Annotated in this window: 9 protein-coding genes; 6 read left to right on the forward strand and 3 right to left on the reverse strand. The window is 73.6% G+C overall.

Annotation, left to right across the window (positions count from 1 at the left end):
- Positions 1-144 precede the first annotated feature (144 nt).
- Complete coding sequence (locus ACN28C_RS26460) at positions 145-1,140, forward strand: helix-turn-helix domain-containing protein (protein ID WP_422770234.1); 996 nt, start codon at positions 145-147, stop codon at positions 1,138-1,140.
- An 82-nt stretch (positions 1,141-1,222) separates the two neighbouring features.
- Here the strand turns inward: ACN28C_RS26460 and ACN28C_RS26465 are convergent, their stop codons facing one another.
- On the reverse strand, positions 1,223-5,062 hold the full coding sequence (locus tag ACN28C_RS26465; RefSeq protein WP_422770235.1) for a S8 family serine peptidase: 3,840 nt from the start codon (positions 5,060-5,062) through the stop codon (positions 1,223-1,225).
- Between the two features lie 272 nt (positions 5,063-5,334).
- Between ACN28C_RS26465 and ACN28C_RS26470 the strand changes: the two genes are divergently transcribed.
- The 3 genes from ACN28C_RS26470 (at position 5,335) to ACN28C_RS26480 (ending at position 8,554) form a co-directional block, all read left to right on the forward strand.
- Entirely contained in the window at positions 5,335-5,925 is a 591-nt protein-coding gene (locus ACN28C_RS26470) for a hypothetical protein (protein ID WP_422770236.1), read from the forward strand.
- Between the two features lie 146 nt (positions 5,926-6,071).
- On the forward strand, positions 6,072-6,833 hold the full coding sequence (locus tag ACN28C_RS26475) for a cyclase family protein (protein ID WP_422770237.1): 762 nt from the start codon (positions 6,072-6,074) through the stop codon (positions 6,831-6,833).
- Positions 6,830-8,554 (forward strand): thiamine pyrophosphate-binding protein, encoded by a 1,725-nt coding sequence (locus tag ACN28C_RS26480; RefSeq protein ID WP_422770238.1) that lies wholly within the window; start codon positions 6,830-6,832, stop codon positions 8,552-8,554. Before ACN28C_RS26475 ends, ACN28C_RS26480 begins: the two co-directional genes overlap by 4 nt.
- 186 nt (positions 8,555-8,740) lie before the next feature.
- On the opposite strand, the gene ACN28C_RS26485 is transcribed toward ACN28C_RS26480, so the two are convergent.
- Both ACN28C_RS26485 and ACN28C_RS26490 read right to left on the reverse strand, forming a co-directional pair.
- Positions 8,741-9,103 (reverse strand): hypothetical protein, encoded by a 363-nt coding sequence (locus ACN28C_RS26485; protein WP_422770239.1) that lies wholly within the window; start codon positions 9,101-9,103, stop codon positions 8,741-8,743.
- Between the two features lie 207 nt (positions 9,104-9,310).
- Positions 9,311-10,612: a trypsin-like serine protease gene (locus ACN28C_RS26490; RefSeq protein ID WP_422770240.1), complete on the reverse strand. Its 1,302-nt coding sequence runs from the start codon at positions 10,610-10,612 to the stop codon at positions 9,311-9,313.
- 233 nt (positions 10,613-10,845) lie between these two features.
- On the opposite strand from ACN28C_RS26490, the gene ACN28C_RS26495 reads away from it, so the two are divergent.
- A complete protein-coding gene (locus ACN28C_RS26495; protein WP_422770241.1) occupies positions 10,846-13,515 on the forward strand; it encodes an ATP-binding protein in 2,670 nt (889 codons plus the stop codon).
- Positions 13,516-13,792: 277 nt separating this feature from the next.
- Positions 13,793-14,245 (forward strand): DUF5980 family protein, encoded by a 453-nt coding sequence (locus tag ACN28C_RS26500; RefSeq protein WP_422770242.1) that lies wholly within the window; start codon positions 13,793-13,795, stop codon positions 14,243-14,245.
- The last annotated feature ends 56 nt before the right edge of the window (positions 14,246-14,301 follow it).

Here is a 14,301-nt window from a genome sequence, read left to right on the forward strand (position 1 = left end):
CCACGGTCACTCCGCGCCTCGTGATCCGTTGGCGCGGCGTACCGGGTCGCCGCCGGCCTCGACAGGCCGCGTCGCAGGGCGGACCGTAGATCATGATCTCACCTGTACTCACCCGGTCTGCGACGGAAGTGCGGAGGAACGGGCATGTTCGACGACAGTGCGTTACTGCGGCCGCAGGAGGAGCAGGCGTACCGGCTGCTGCTGCGCCTCTCCGCGGCCCGACCCGCCGATCTCGCCCGGCTCGCCGAGGTGTCGGTCGACGACGCCGCCGGCCTGCTGGAGGGTCTGCGGAGCAAGGGGCTGGTCACGGCGCGCCTCGGCCCGGACCCGGTCTTCGAGCCGCTGCCGCCGGACGTGGCGCTGGGCAACACCCTGCTGCGCCGGCAGGAGTCGCTGGAGACCGCCCGGCAGGCGGTCGCCGCGCTGACCGAGGAATACCGGGCCAGCGCCCGGCGCCGCGACGCCGACCATCTGGTGGAGGTGGTGGTCGGCGCTTCCGCACTGCGCGAGCGGCTGCGCGACCTGCAGGAGTCGGCCCGCGAGGAGATCCTGTGGTTCTGCCGGGCCAACCCGCTGGCGATGTCCGGCACGGAGAACGCCGAGGAGTCCGGGGCGCTGGCCCGCGGGGTGCGCTACCGGGCGATCTACGAGCGGGCGCTGCTGGAAACACCGGGCGAGCTGGAGAGCGTCGCGGAGGGCGTACGCGGCGGCGAGGAGGCCCGGACCCTGCCGGCGCTGCCGGTCCGGCTCGCCATCGCCGACCGGTCGACTGCGATCTGCCCGCTGGTGCCGGACGCCGAACGCGACGTCGGGGAGCCTACCGCCGCGCTGATCGGACGCAGTGAGTTGCTGGACGCGCTGCTGGCGCTCTTCGAGAGCCACTGGGACCGGGCCACCCCGCTGCGCTGGGACACCGAGCGCGGCGAACTCTCGGAGACGGCGGCCGACGACGCCCTGGACGACGGGGAGCGGTTCCTGCTGTCGCTCTTCGTCGCCGGTTTCCCCGACAAGTCGATCGCGTCGCAGCTCGGCGTCAGCCGGCGGACGGTGCAGCGCCGGCTGGAACGGTTGATGGCGCTGGCGGGCGTGGACACCCGCACCGGGCTGGCGTTCCAGGCCGCCCGTCGGGGATGGCTGTGACGCCACACCGGCGCCTCGTCCGGCGGCAGTGCGGGCGTCGGACGGGCGGGACGGCGCGCGGCACCGTCCCGCCCGGATGCGCTCAGCGCAGGCCGTACGCCCGGATCACGGTCTGGGTGACCGCGTTGCCGGACCGGTCGGTGGCGCGGACCCGCAGCGACACCGTGCCCCTGCCGCCCGGGATGCCGGCCCGGTACGCGTTGCCGTGCCCGGTCACCCGGACCGGCCGCCAGCTCGCGCCCTCGTCGAAGGAGACCTCGGCGGTCAGGCGGGTCCCCCGCGCGGCGGGATGGCCGTCCTGGTGCCGGACGGTCAGCCCGACGGTGTGCGGCCGCCCGCTCGCCCGACCGGTCAGGTCCACCGGCGCCGCGTAGTCGAGCTGCAACAGCGACAGCGGCCGGGCCTCGTCACCGGGCTGGTGTCCGGAGCGGAACTGCCACACCGTCTCGGTACGGGTGCCCCAGACCCACTCCTCGCCACCGCGCTCGGTGGTCAGCGCCAGCCGGTAGCCGGCCTCCGGCCCGGTGGTGGCGACGTCCTGCCGGGCGTCGGAGAGCTCGGCCAGGAGCTTCCCGTCGCGCCACAGCCTGGCGCCGGCCTGGAACGTCTCGCCGATCGTGTAGTGCCCCTCGGCATCGACGAACTCCGGGACCCGCAACTCCAGGGTGTCCCCGGTCCGGGTGGAGACCAGCTCCGGTGTCCCGCGCGGGGATGCCGGGCGGACGACCGGGGCGAGCCAGGTCTCCTCGGACCTACGGGCACGGTAGCTGGTCGGCGGCTCGAGCATGCCGGTCGCCAGCGCGCCGAAGTCGTTCCACGGCCAGTCGTGGCTCACCCGGTGCTGCCAGACCGAGTCGCCGGAGGTGACCCACTCCTCGCGCTGCTCCGGTGTCGCCACGAACCGGGACGTGTCGTTCCATGCATAGGTCTGCCAGGGGCGCCATCCGAACCGCTGCTCCTTTGCCCAGGGGAATCCGCCGTTGTCGGCGTACCGCGTGGTGATCCGTGCCGAGTTGGCCGGGGTTACCCGGTAGACGACCCGGTCCGGGATCCGGTTCCGTTCCACGTGCTGCACGTCGTAGAGGTAGGGGCTGGAGGTGGTGAGGGTGAGGTCCAACGTCGCCCGTCCCCGGTGGGCCCGGGCGATGAGCCGCTGGCCGTCGTCGTGCGCCACCGCCAGCATCGGGATGGGTTCCCGGTCGCCGGTGGGTCGCCACACCGTCCACGCCGACCAGTCCGCCGGACGCACCATCAGGGTCACCGCCGCACCGGCCTTCGCCGCCGCCGCGGTCACCTCACTCTCGCTCGGCGCCTCCTCACCGGCCGGTTCGTCGCCGGACTCGATCAGGACCGCCGCGCCGCGCACCCCGGCCCTGGCGAGTTCGGTCGGGCTGCCACGACCGGCGTGGACGAGCCGGAAACGCCGGGTGCCGTCGTAGGCCGGGGACTGCCCGGTCAGGTTGACGTCGAGCGGGCCGGCAACCCCGGGAACCTCGGCGCGCACCATCGGCGCGACGAGCTGCCAGCGGGACGAGAACTCGTACACCCCACCCGTCGGCTTCCGGGTCGGGGTGACGTTGACCTGCTGCACCGTGCTGAAGTGCATGGTGCCGTGGCTGATCGTCCGGCCGGTGCCGGTCACCCGGTGCACGTAGTAGCTCAGCACCGCCTGCTGCTCGGCCGGCTTCGGCGTCTCGATCCGGATCGGGGTGCCCCGGCGGGCGTCCAGCAGCACCTCGACGTCCCGGTCCACCCGCAGCTCGGGATCGGTGATCAGGGTCGCCTGCTCGTCGAGGACGCCGCCGTCCTCGATGAGCGCGTGCAGCAGGTACGCGCCCTCGGCCACCTCGATGCGCTTCGTCTCCCCCGCCCAGATGAAGTTGAGGTTGTCCCAGCGGCTGCTGTCACCCATCAGCGCCAGCACCGGCACCGTGACCGGCCGGCCGTCCCGGCCCACCGCCCGGAAGGTGATCGTGTGCCGGGGACCGTCCAGGGCGATCCCCACCGCGGTGGTGGTCCGCACGCCACCCGGGGCGGTCGCGGTGACCCAGCCGCCGAAGACTCCGGGATCGAGCCTGCTCAGGTCGACGGTGACCGGTACCTCCACCGATCCGCCGGCCGGCACGGTGACCGGGCCGGTGCCGACGGTGACCGCATCGGATTCCGTCGCCCCGGTGGCGACGTTCTCCAGATCGACGGCGAGGGTGAGGGTGACCGGCGCCGGCCCGTCGTTGGTGTAGGTCAGCACCCTGCCGACCGGCGCCACTGCCCCGCCGACGGGCGCCGCTGCCCCGCCGGCCGGCGCCGTCGTAGCCGCCCGGCCGGCGGGTGCGGTGGCGGGGTCGGTGTGCAGGCCGAAGTCGAGCTGACCGCTGGCCCGGACCGGCTGCGCGACCGCGCGGGCCACGTCCACCCGCCCGGTGCCCTGCGCGAAGACCGAGAGTTCCGGGTTGTGCCGGGCGGTGCTGACCAGCGCGTCCTTCAGCCGTGCCGCCGGCCAGTCCGGGTGCGCCTGGGCCAGCAGCGCGGCAGCACCGGCCACGTGCGGGGTGGCCATCGAGGTGCCGGAGGCGGCGGTGTAGTGGTCATCGACCGGCCGGCCCATGGCGGTCCCGGTCGCGCGGGCGGCGACGATGCCCACGCCCGGGGCGGTGATCTCCGGCTTCAGCCCCTCGTCGCCGAGCCGCGGGCCCCGGCTGGAGAAGTCGGCCAGCGACTCGTCCCGGTCCACCGCGCCGACGGTCAGGGCGGCGGGGGCCGCCCCGGGGGCGCCGACGCTGTAGTCCGCGCCCTCGTTGCCGGCGGCGACCACGAAGAGGGTGCCGGTATCGGCGGTGATCCGGTCGACCGCCTCGCTGAGCGGGTCGGTGCCGTCGGTCGCCCCGCCGCCGAGACTCAGGTTGACCACCGCCGCGCCCTGCTCGGCCGCCCACTCCATCCCGGCGATGATCCAGGAGTCGTAGCCGCTGCCCTGGTCGTCGAGCACCTTGCCGGCGAGCAGGGCAGCGCCGGGGGCGACGCCCCTACGGGTACCGCCGGAGGCGGCGCCGGTGCCGGCGACCGTCGCCGCCACGTGGGTGCCGTGTCCATGGTGGTCGGTGGTGTCCGGGCTGCCGGTGAAGTTCCGGGCCAGCGCCACCCTGCCGACCAGGTCCGGGTGACTCTGGTCGACGCCGGTGTCCAGCACCGCCACCTTCACCCCGGTGCCGTCGAGGCCCGCCTGCCAGGCGGCCGGGGCACCGATCTGGGCGACGCTGCGGTCCAGCACCGGACGGACCCGGCCGTCCAGCCAGATCCGGCTGATCCCGCCGCCGAGCGCAGGGGCTCCACCGGTGCGGGCCGCGCCGGGCGCACCCGCCGGGCCGGCCGGGCCGACCGTCCGCCAGAAGTCGGCCAGCGAGTCCTTGCCGGCAGCGAGCGCGGCGCCGCCGATGCTGGTCAGGGGTCGGGCGGCGGTCGTACCGGCCGGGGTGCGGGCTGTGGCGGCGGCGGCCGGGTCGCGGTAACGGACGATGAGCGGCAGGCTGGCCGCGCCGCCGTCCGCGTACCCGTCGGCGATCAGCTCCTCGACGTCGAAGAGGTCGGCGTCGAGGGTGCCGGCGGAGACGTACGGCACGACGTCGCTGGGCAGGACCCGCAGCCCGCCGTCCACCTCCACGGTGTGGAAGGTGACCCGTTCGCGGCCGGCGGCCGGGCGGACCGCGGCCGCGTAGCGGCCGGCTCCGGCCGGCGACACCTCGACGACGTCGCCGGTGATCAGCGTGACCCGCGCGGCGGCCGCGGATCCCCCGCCGGCGGCCGGCGGCCCGGTCAGCGGCGGTACGGCCGTCGGCGGCGCGGCCGCCGCCGGCGGCGGCCCGACGGCGGCGAAGGCGAGCACGGCCACCAGACCGGCGGCGGTACGGCGCAACGGAAACGACATGGCACCAGCTCCCTCGACTTCCCCAGGACGCCGTCGACGGCGACAGTCGGAAGTCTGTGGTCGGACCATCTCGCTGGTCACCACCCCTGCCGTGCCGTAGAGGCGACATGGCGCCAAGTGGACATCCGGCCGCCGCCGCGGCGATCCCCGGCGGCCACCGCGTCGACGACCCGACCGGCTATCCGACGTCGGCCACCCCTGGCGATGCCGGATAGACATGTGACAATGTCTTTCGACACCCACCACCCCGTCCGTCCGATCGGAGTGAAGCCATGCCTCGACCGATCCGCCGCTCGGCGGTCGTCCTCGCCACCACGCTGCTCGCCCTCGGCACCATCCTCTCCGCCCCCGCCGGGGCCGCCGTGGCAGACCGCACCGATCTCGCACCGCAGCAGTTCGCACCACAGCAGTTCGCACCACAGCAGTTCGCACCACAACAGTTCGCACCACAACAGTTCGCACCACAACGGTTCGCCGCCGACAGCGGCGACAGTTGTCGCTACGGCGTCAGCGAAGGGACCCTCGAATGGTTCCCGGTCACCGCGCCTCCCGGGCTCGGCTCGGTCAGCGTCACCGGCACCGTCGCCGACCGCCCGTACGAGCGTGACCCCGGCCCGGTCTGCGACAACGACGGCCTATACAGCTACGTCACCTTCTATGCCTACGGCAACGGCCGCCTGATCACGCGGGCGGCGGAGAAGGTGGACAACGACATCCTGAAGTTCACGTTCCGGCTGGCCCCGATCACGCCGTCGATCGGCGTCGACACCCTCGTCGTGCAGGTCTGCCGCGATTCGCTGACGGGGGCCCGGCCGACCGGCTACTGCGGGGTGCCCCAGGTCTACTCGTCGTACTGGAACTGACCGTCGTACCGGAGCCGACCGCGTACCACCCGTCCACCACCGCACCGGTCCGGCCCTCCCGCCCGAGGTGGGTCGGCCGGACCGGGCGGTTCCGCCGACCCGATCGCGTGGTCCCCCGGCGCCGGAAACTCCGGTAGGTTCCCGGCATGACCGTGCTGCGAGATCTCGTTGCCGCGCTCGCCACCGGCCGGGTCGAGGTCGTCGACCTCACCGCCCCGCTCTCGGCGCAGACGCCGATCCTGACCCTACCGGAGCCGTTCGGCCAGACCGCGCCCTTCAAGCTGGACGAGATCAGCCGGTACGACGAGCGTGGCCCGGCCTGGTACTGGAACAACTTCACCACAGGCGAGCACACCGGCACCCACTTCGACGCGCCTGTGCACTGGGTGAGCGGGCAGCACGGCGACGACGTGTCGCAGGTGCCGGCGCGCCGGCTCGTCGCCCCGGCGGTGGTGCTCGACCACGCCGCCGAGGCCGCCGCCGACCCCGACTTCCTGCTCGAGGTCGAGCACGTCCGGGCCTGGGAGGCCACGCACGGTCCGCTGCCGGCCGGCGGCTGGCTGCTCTACCGGACCGGCTGGGACGCGTACGGGGACGACGCGCAGCGCTACGGCAACGCCGGCCGTACCCCCGGCATCTCCCCCGCCTGCGCGAAGTGGCTCGCCGAGGAGTCCCCGATCCAGGGCGTCGGGGTCGAGACGGTCGGCACCGACGCGGGCGGCGCACACTCGTTCGACCCGCCCTTTCCCTGCCACTCCTTCCTGCTCGGCGCCGACAGGTACGGCCTCACCCAGCTCCGCAACCTGGCGCAGCTTCCGCCGACCGGTGCGGTGGTGATCGCCGGCCCGCTGCCGATCGTGCGAGGCTCCGGCAGCCCGTGCCGGGTCCTCGCCCTCGTCGAGCGGTGACGGCGGACGTCGCGGTGGGCGTGCACGCGGGCGTCCCCGGGATGAGGGTCGCCGAGGTGGTCGGCCGGGTGCTCGCGGCGTGCGGGGTGCGGCACGTCTTCGGGGTGGTCGGCAGTGGCAACTTCCACACCACCAACGCGCTGGTCGCGGCGGGGGCCCGGTTCGTGGCCGCCGCACACGAGGGCGGCGCGGCGAGCATGGCGGACGGGTACGCCCGCACCTCCGGCTCGGTCGGAGTGCTTTCGGTGCACCAGGGGCCGGGGGTGACCAACGCGCTGACCGGGATCGTCGAGGCGGCGAAGAGCCGTACCCCGATGCTGGTGCTGGCGCCAGAGGCCACCGCGCCCCGGTCCAACTTCTTCATCGACCTGCCACACACCGCGGCCGCGCTCGGCGTCGACTACCGACCCGTACGCCCGGAGCACGCCGCGGCGGACGTCGCGCACGCCTACCGGACGGCGGCCCTGGGCCGGACCGTGGTGCTGGGGCTGCCGCTGGACGTCCAGGCCCGCAAGGTGCCGGCCTGGCCCGGCCCGCTCGCGTCCCGGCCAGTGCCCGGCAAGCCAGTGCCCGACGAGCCAGTGCCCGACGAGCCAGTGTCCGACGAGCCGGTCCCCGATGTCGGGCCGCTGGTCGAGGCGCTGAGCACGGCCCAGCGCCCGGTCTTCGTCGCCGGCCGCGGCGCACGGGCGGCCCGGGAGCCGCTGGCCCGGCTCGCCGACGAGTGCGCCGCGCTGCTGGCGGTCTCGGCCGCCGCCAAGGGGCTCTTCGCCGGCGACCCGTGGTATCTCGACGTCTCCGGCGGGTTCGCCACCCCGCTCGCCGCCGAACTCATCGGCGAAGCCGACCTGGTCGTCGCCTGGGGCAGCTCGCTGAACATGTGGACGACCCGGCACGGCAGGCTGATCTCCCCGTCGGCGACGGTGGTGGCCGTTGACGACCTGCCGGCCGGGGCCGAGCTGAACCCCCGGGTGCAGCGGCACGTCAGCGGGGATGTCGCCGTGGTCGCCCGGCACGCCCTGCGCCGGCTGGAGCGGGAGCCGGCCGCGACCCGGCCGATCCGCACCCAGCGCACCCCGGAGTTGAAGCGGCGGATCGCCGAGCAGGGACGCTGGCGCAACGTCGCCTATCCGGACGCGGGCGGCGGCGGCCGGATCGATCCGCGTACGCTGAGCATCGCCCTGGACGACCTGCTGCCGGCCGAGCGGACCGTGGTGGTCGACTCCGGCAACTTCATGGGCTACCCCTCGATGTTCCTCTCCGTGCCCGACGTGGCCGGATTCTGCTTCACCCAGGCGTTCCAGTCGGTCGGACTGGGACTGGCCAGCGCGCTCGGCGCCGCCGTGGCCCGACCGGACCGGCTGACGGTGGCGGCGCTCGGCGACGGCGGGTTCCTGATGTCGGCGACCGAACTCGTCACCGCCGCCCGACTCGGCCTGCCGCTGCTGGTGGTGGTCTACGACGACGCGGCGTACGGCGCCGAGGTGCACCACTTCGGACCGGACGGCCATCCGCTGGACCTGGTCCGATTCCCCGACACGGACCTCGGCGCGATCGCCCGGGGCTACGGCTGCGCCGCGCTGACCGTACGCGGCGTCGACGGCCTGGCGCCGCTGCGGGACTGGCTCGCCGGGCCGAAGGATCGGCCGCTTGTGCTCGACGCCAAGATCACAGATGACGGCGGCTCGTGGTGGCTGGCGGAGGCGTTCCGCGGGCACTGAGAAGCCCGATGGCGCCCCGCGGTGTTCAGGGCGTCGGACGACGCTGGGCGCGTACCGCACGGGTTGGTCTCGGCGTGGAGACGCAGAGCATCCCGTTCGAGATCAGAGCGCAGGACGAAGGGTGCTGAGCGCCCCCGGTCCGGGGCGTGACCCGTCCGTCCAGCTGGCAGCTGCTCCCGCTCCCCGTCATCGACCGGTAGGCGTCCGACCCTGTCTGCTCGGCGGCAACGGCCGCAGGTCGCCACCGGGCCCGCGGTGCACCGACCCGGCGCGGGCCGCCCGGCGCTGGTGGACCAGCCGGGTCAGATAGAGCAGCGCGCCGGCCAGGACGCCCATGTCGTCGAGGTAGATCGGATCGGGCAACACGTCGACCGGCAGCACCGTGTAGATCAACGCGCCGTAGAACGCCACCTTGCCGCCGGCACCCAGCTCGCCGAGCAGCTTGCGCGTGCGCAGCACCCGCACCGCGAGCACGACGGCTCCGGCCAGCGTGGCGACGGCCACGAGGCCACCCAGCACCAGGATCACGGTCCACGTCTCCCCGGACATGCCGCAACGGTAACCCGGCGGACCCTCCGCCGCCCGATGGCATGGCCGTACGACAACACCGAGGTCGTACGACAACACCGAGGTCGTACCACAACACCGCCGCCGTACCACAACACCGCGCACGGCGCGGGTCCGCCGGATACCCCGACGGACCCGCGCCGCCCCCTCGTGCAGACGTCGACCGAGATTCAGACTCGTATCCGGGATTCAGACGTCGACCGAGATGCTGCCGATCGCGGGCAGCGGAGTGAAGTTAGAGTGTCCGCTCTCGTCGTGGCAGCTCTGGGAGCTGCTGCTGTGCATACCGAGCGCGATCCGGGTGCCGTCGGCGTTGAACTCGTACCACCCGCCGCCGCTGTCGCCGCCGCAGGCATCCTCGTTGTCGACGCGCACCATGCCGCGCCGCTGCGCGTCGCTCACCGACCCGATCACGCCGCAGCGGTTCGTCCCGGTCAGGTCGGTGGCGTTCGCGGCCAGGCACGCCGTCTCGCCCACCACGAACTGCGCCATCGATGTCGCGGCGCCGTTGAGCCGGACGAACCGGTTGGCCGAGGTGTGGGAGTAGAGCCGGCCGATGCTGTCGTTGGCGTAGGTGGGGTTGGTGACCTCGATGAAGGACACGTCGACCCGCCCGCTGTTCGTGGCGCCGCGCAGCGGACCGATGTTCGTGCCGCCGGTCGACCAGGTGACCCCGACGCCGGTGGAGCAGTGGCCGGCGGTCATGAGCCACCGCACGGAGGGCGTACGGGTGTCGTGCGCCATCCAGCCGAGCGAGCAGCCTGACGGCGCGAGAATGAGACCGGCCCGGAGGCTGTCGTTGCAGTTGCTGCGCGAGGTGCAGACGTCCGGCACGTCGCGCACGGTGCTCTGCGCCACCACCGTCACGCCGTCCGCCGACGGCACGGACCGCAGCGCGGCCATCCGTCGCGCCGGCACGGCGACCACGACGCGGTTGTCCTTGACGTCGATGCCCACGTTGCCGTCGGCGGCAGAGCCGAGGGCGTCCGTCCCGGCGCGCAACGCGTCCGCCGAGCGCTCGAGCTCGGCGAAACTGCGGCCGACGAGGCGGGTCTGCACGCGGATGCCGAGGTCCCGGCCGAGTGCGGCCGTGGCCGACCCCGCGGCCGTGGTCGTCACCGCGACGTGCAGTACGCCAGACGGCGGGTCGAACCACGCGCCGCCGAACGTCGCCGGATCCTGCGTGATCTTGCTCAGCAGTTGCCTGCGCCTGGTCTGCTGTGCGGCCGCGCCGAGCGCCGCCGCGGGCGACATCTCGGGATGCGCCTCGCGGTAGGCGCGGGCGATGGTCTCCAGCGCCGCGCCGGGTATTCCCTGGTCGACCGCGGGTCCGGTCAGCGCCGCGTCCGACGGGGCCGCGTCCGACGGGGCCGCGTCCGACGGGGCCGCGTCCGCGGGTCCTACCAACAGTGCGGCGATCAGCGTGGTCGCGCCGACGGCGATCGTCAACCCGCGCAGGCGACCGCGCGGAACGGTGGTCCTCGGTTCCATACGGTGTCTCCTCCTCAACCGTCCATCGGCAAGGCCCGATGGGCTGGGCTTCAGGATGGAGGCGTCGCGGCGCGCGCGGCAGCGGTCGGCCCCGTCAGGACTGTCGCTGACAGTCAGCCAGGCGCCCGCGCCTGCCGGGAATGCGACTGACACCCGGACGGGGAGCTGGGATACGTTATCGACGGACGTCTCTGCGGGTTGTGCTGGGGGTGGCACCGATAGGACGGCTCAGGATGCCACTGGTGCCGGACGGGCCGGTCCGGCTCTTCTACGAGCGGCTGCATGACCTGCACGCGTCGGCAGGCTGGCCGAGCATGCGCGAGTTGCAGCGGGCCAGCCGCAGCGAGCGCCGGCCACGGGGGATCAACCCGACCACCATCCACGACGCGTTCAGCCTGCCCCGCCTCGCGCGGTGGGAGGTGGTGGAGGAGATCGTGATCCGGCTCGGCGGCGATGTCGACGGGTTCGGACGGTTGTGGCGGCATGCCCGGGAGGTGCAGGCGCGCGAGGCGGACCTGGCAATCGTCGCTCCCGGCGGGGCGCCGGTGCCCGCCTCCGGGCCGCCGGTCTCCATCTCCGGGACGCCAATCGCCGCCTCCGGGCTGGTGTCTGGCTCCACCCCCGTGCCGAGGGAGCTGCCGCCGGAGGTGTTCGGCTTCACGGGCCGTGGCGACCAGCTCAAGTGGCTGGACGAGCTGGCGACCGGCGGCGGGACGCCGGTGCTCACGGTGATCGCCGGTACGGCGGGGGTGGGCAAGACGGCACTCGCCGTACACTGGGCCCACCAGGCCGCAGAACGATTCCCGGACGGCCAGCTCTACGCGAACCTGCGCGGCTATGCGCAGGGCGATCCGGTACGGCCGATCGAGGCGCTCGTCCAGTTTCTCCGCAGCCTCGGCGTGCCGGCCGACGAGCTGCCGACAGAGGAGGACTCGGCGGTCGCGCGGTACCGCTCGTTGCTGGCCGACCGCCGGGTGCTGGTGGTGCTCGACAACGCCGCGGACGCCGCGCAGGTGCGGCCACTGCTGCCGGCCGGCGCGGGATCCCTGGTGCTGGTCACCAGCCGGGACCGGCTCTCCGGCCTGGTGGCACGCGAGGGCGCCCGCCGGTTGAGCCTTGACGTGCTCGGCGCCGACGAGGCCTACCTGTTGCTGGCCCGGATCCTGGGCGCCGAGAGGGTGGCCGTCGAGCCGGACGCCACCGGCGAGCTGGCACGGGCGTGCTCGTTCCTGCCGCTGGCGCTTCGCCTCGCCGCGGCGGCGGTGACCGACCGTCCGGAGCGCCGCATCGCCGACTACGTCGCCGACCTGCACCGTGACGCCCTGGCCGGCCTGGAGATCGACGACGAGGAGTCCGGGACGCGGGCGACGTTCGAGTTGTCGTACCGTGCATTGGCCCCTGACGTGCGGCGGCTGTTCCGGTTCTCCGGGCTGGTACCCGGCTCCGACCTCACCCCGGAATGCGCCGCCGCGCTGGCCGGTACGACGGAATCCGCCGCCGGCCGGCTGCTGGAGCGGTTGGCGGCGGCACACCTGCTCACGGAGCATTCGGCGGGCCGCTACGCCAGCCACGACCTGCTGCGCCAGTACGCCGCCGACAGGTCGCGGACGGAGGACGCCGCGCAGGCCCGGCAGGCTGCGCTGCGCCGGCTGTTCGACAGGTACCTGCGCGGGGCCGACGCGGCGGCGCGGCGGCTCTACCCGCACCGGTTGCGTCTTCCGGTCCCGTTGTCGTCGTCGGCTCCTGCATCCGACTCCGACGACGACACGACCGCGTCGGTCCCGGTATCCCACTTTGACGACGACGCGGCGGCGTTGGCCTGGCTCGACGCCGAGCGGGGCAACCTGGTCGCCGCCATCGCGTACGCCGCCGACCACGGCCCCCGGCCAGTCGCGTGGCTGCTGGCCGACACGCTGCGCAGCTACTTCTGGCTGCGCATGCGGACCGTCGACCTGGTCCGCGCCACGACCGACGCGTGGCGCGCCGCCGAGGCCGACGGTGACCCACACGCCCGGGCCATGACGCTGCTCAGCCTGAGCAACATCGACCACCGTCGGCGGCGGTACGCCGAGGCAATCGAGCACTGTACGGGTGCCCTCGCTCTCGCCGAACGCGCCGGGTGGGAACAGGGGCAGGCCACCGCCTTCGGCATTCTCGCCACGGTGTACCGCGACGCCGGCAAGCTGGAGCAGGCCGCCGAGGTCTACGGTCGCGCGTTGACGCTGTACCGTCGGGTGGGTTCGCTCGACGGCGAGGCGCTCACCCTCGACCACCTCGCCCGGACGTACTGGTATCTGGCCCGGTTTCCGGAGGCTCTCGAGTCGGCCTCCCGAGCACTGACGCTGCGACGGCAGGCCGGATCACGCCAGGCCGAGGCTGCCGCGCTCGACACCCTCGGCGAGATCTGCCACGCCGCCGGCCGGCTCGACGAGGCACTGGACCATCTCAGCCTCGCCCTGACGCTGAACCGGCAGGTCGGCGACCGCGGCGCGGAGGCGTACACCCTGCGCGACCTGGCCGAGGTGTACCGCGACCGCGGTCAGTCCCGGCAGGCGCTGGATCTGGCACGTACGGCGGTCGCCCAGGCCCGCCTGCTCGGCGACGTCCGGATCGAAGCCGACGCGTTGAACACCCTCGCCGCCGTCTACCACCACCTCGGTCAGGAGCGGGACGCCGTAGCGCACCACGAGCTGGCTCTCGAACAGACCGATGCCAGCCGCGACCCCTTTCCGCGGATCGAGGCGCTGATCGGTCTCTCCGCCGCCTGGCACGCTATCGGCCATGCAGTGAAGGCTCGTGAGTACGCGCACCTCGCGCTTGCCGAGGCCCGCCGGACCGGGTTCCGGATCCTTGCGGAGCGGGCCGGGAAGCTGGCCGACCCACGGGCGCAGGGCGACCCGTAGCCGCCCTCCGCTGGCCGCGTCGGTGGAGACCGCCCGAGCCGTACGCGACGGCTCCGCCGTACGAGTGGGCCTTCCGTCGTACCCGCAGGTCAACGCCGAAGCCGGCTCCTCGGCACCGGCCCGGGATGCCGATGCCACGACGGCGACCAGCGGATCCTCAAAGTGGTTCTGAGAACCGCGCCGTACGCTGCCATCCGCAAGGGTGGCGGTCGATCGACGGCAATGCCGATGATTGGTGGTGGCCGCCCGTCCAACGAGTTTCTGGGAGGTCTCTTCGATGTTCCGATCGATCCCCGGCCTCGCCCGGCTGGTGCTCGGGCTGGTCACCGCAGTGATGCTCACGCTGGCTGCCAGTCAGCCGGCCTTCGCCGCCAAGAGGGCTACCGGCACGTCGCCGACCACGTGGCAGCTGACCAACATCGGGCAGCGCATCTGCATTCCGGCGGGCGAGTCCTGGTGGACGTACTTCTGGATCACCATCGACGGGGAGTGGTCGACGCCCATCGAGGTCGGTGCGCGGGACCTGCCCGCCGGCACGACCACCAGCCTGCCGCACGTGCCGATCCCACCCGGTTCGAGCAACGGTCGCACCGCGCTCAATCTGATCGCGATGACCCTGCCGCCGCTACCGTTCGGGATCTACCAGCCGGAGCTGACGGCGTCGGACGGGGTGGTGACGCAGAGCGTCCCCGTCACGATCAAGGTACAGGAGCGTTGGGGCTGCGCCTGAGCACACGACGCCGCACTGAGAACCCTCCGCTCGTCACCCGTTGCGGGTGACGCTTC

This window comes from Plantactinospora sp. WMMC1484, assembly GCF_049315195.1.
In the GTDB taxonomy this organism is placed as follows: domain Bacteria; phylum Actinomycetota; class Actinomycetes; order Mycobacteriales; family Micromonosporaceae; genus Plantactinospora.

What these genes read in the sequence shown, in the direction of transcription:
- ACN28C_RS26495 (WP_422770241.1), top strand. Translation starts at nt 10,846, where the DNA reads ATGCCACTGGTGCCGGACGGGCCGGTCCGGCTCTTCTACGAGCGGCTG.
- ACN28C_RS26475 (WP_422770237.1), top strand. Translation starts at nt 6,072, where the DNA reads ATGACCGTGCTGCGAGATCTCGTTGCCGCGCTCGCCACCGGCCGGGTC.
- ACN28C_RS26500 (WP_422770242.1), top strand. Translation starts at nt 13,793, where the DNA reads ATGTTCCGATCGATCCCCGGCCTCGCCCGGCTGGTGCTCGGGCTGGTC.
- ACN28C_RS26470 (WP_422770236.1), top strand. Translation starts at nt 5,335, where the DNA reads ATGCCTCGACCGATCCGCCGCTCGGCGGTCGTCCTCGCCACCACGCTG.
- ACN28C_RS26490 (WP_422770240.1), bottom strand. Translation starts at nt 10,612, where the DNA reads ATGGAACCGAGGACCACCGTTCCGCGCGGTCGCCTGCGCGGGTTGACG.
- ACN28C_RS26485 (WP_422770239.1), bottom strand. Translation starts at nt 9,103, where the DNA reads ATGTCCGGGGAGACGTGGACCGTGATCCTGGTGCTGGGTGGCCTCGTG.
- ACN28C_RS26460 (WP_422770234.1), top strand. Translation starts at nt 145, where the DNA reads ATGTTCGACGACAGTGCGTTACTGCGGCCGCAGGAGGAGCAGGCGTAC.
- ACN28C_RS26465 (WP_422770235.1), bottom strand. Translation starts at nt 5,062, where the DNA reads ATGTCGTTTCCGTTGCGCCGTACCGCCGCCGGTCTGGTGGCCGTGCTC.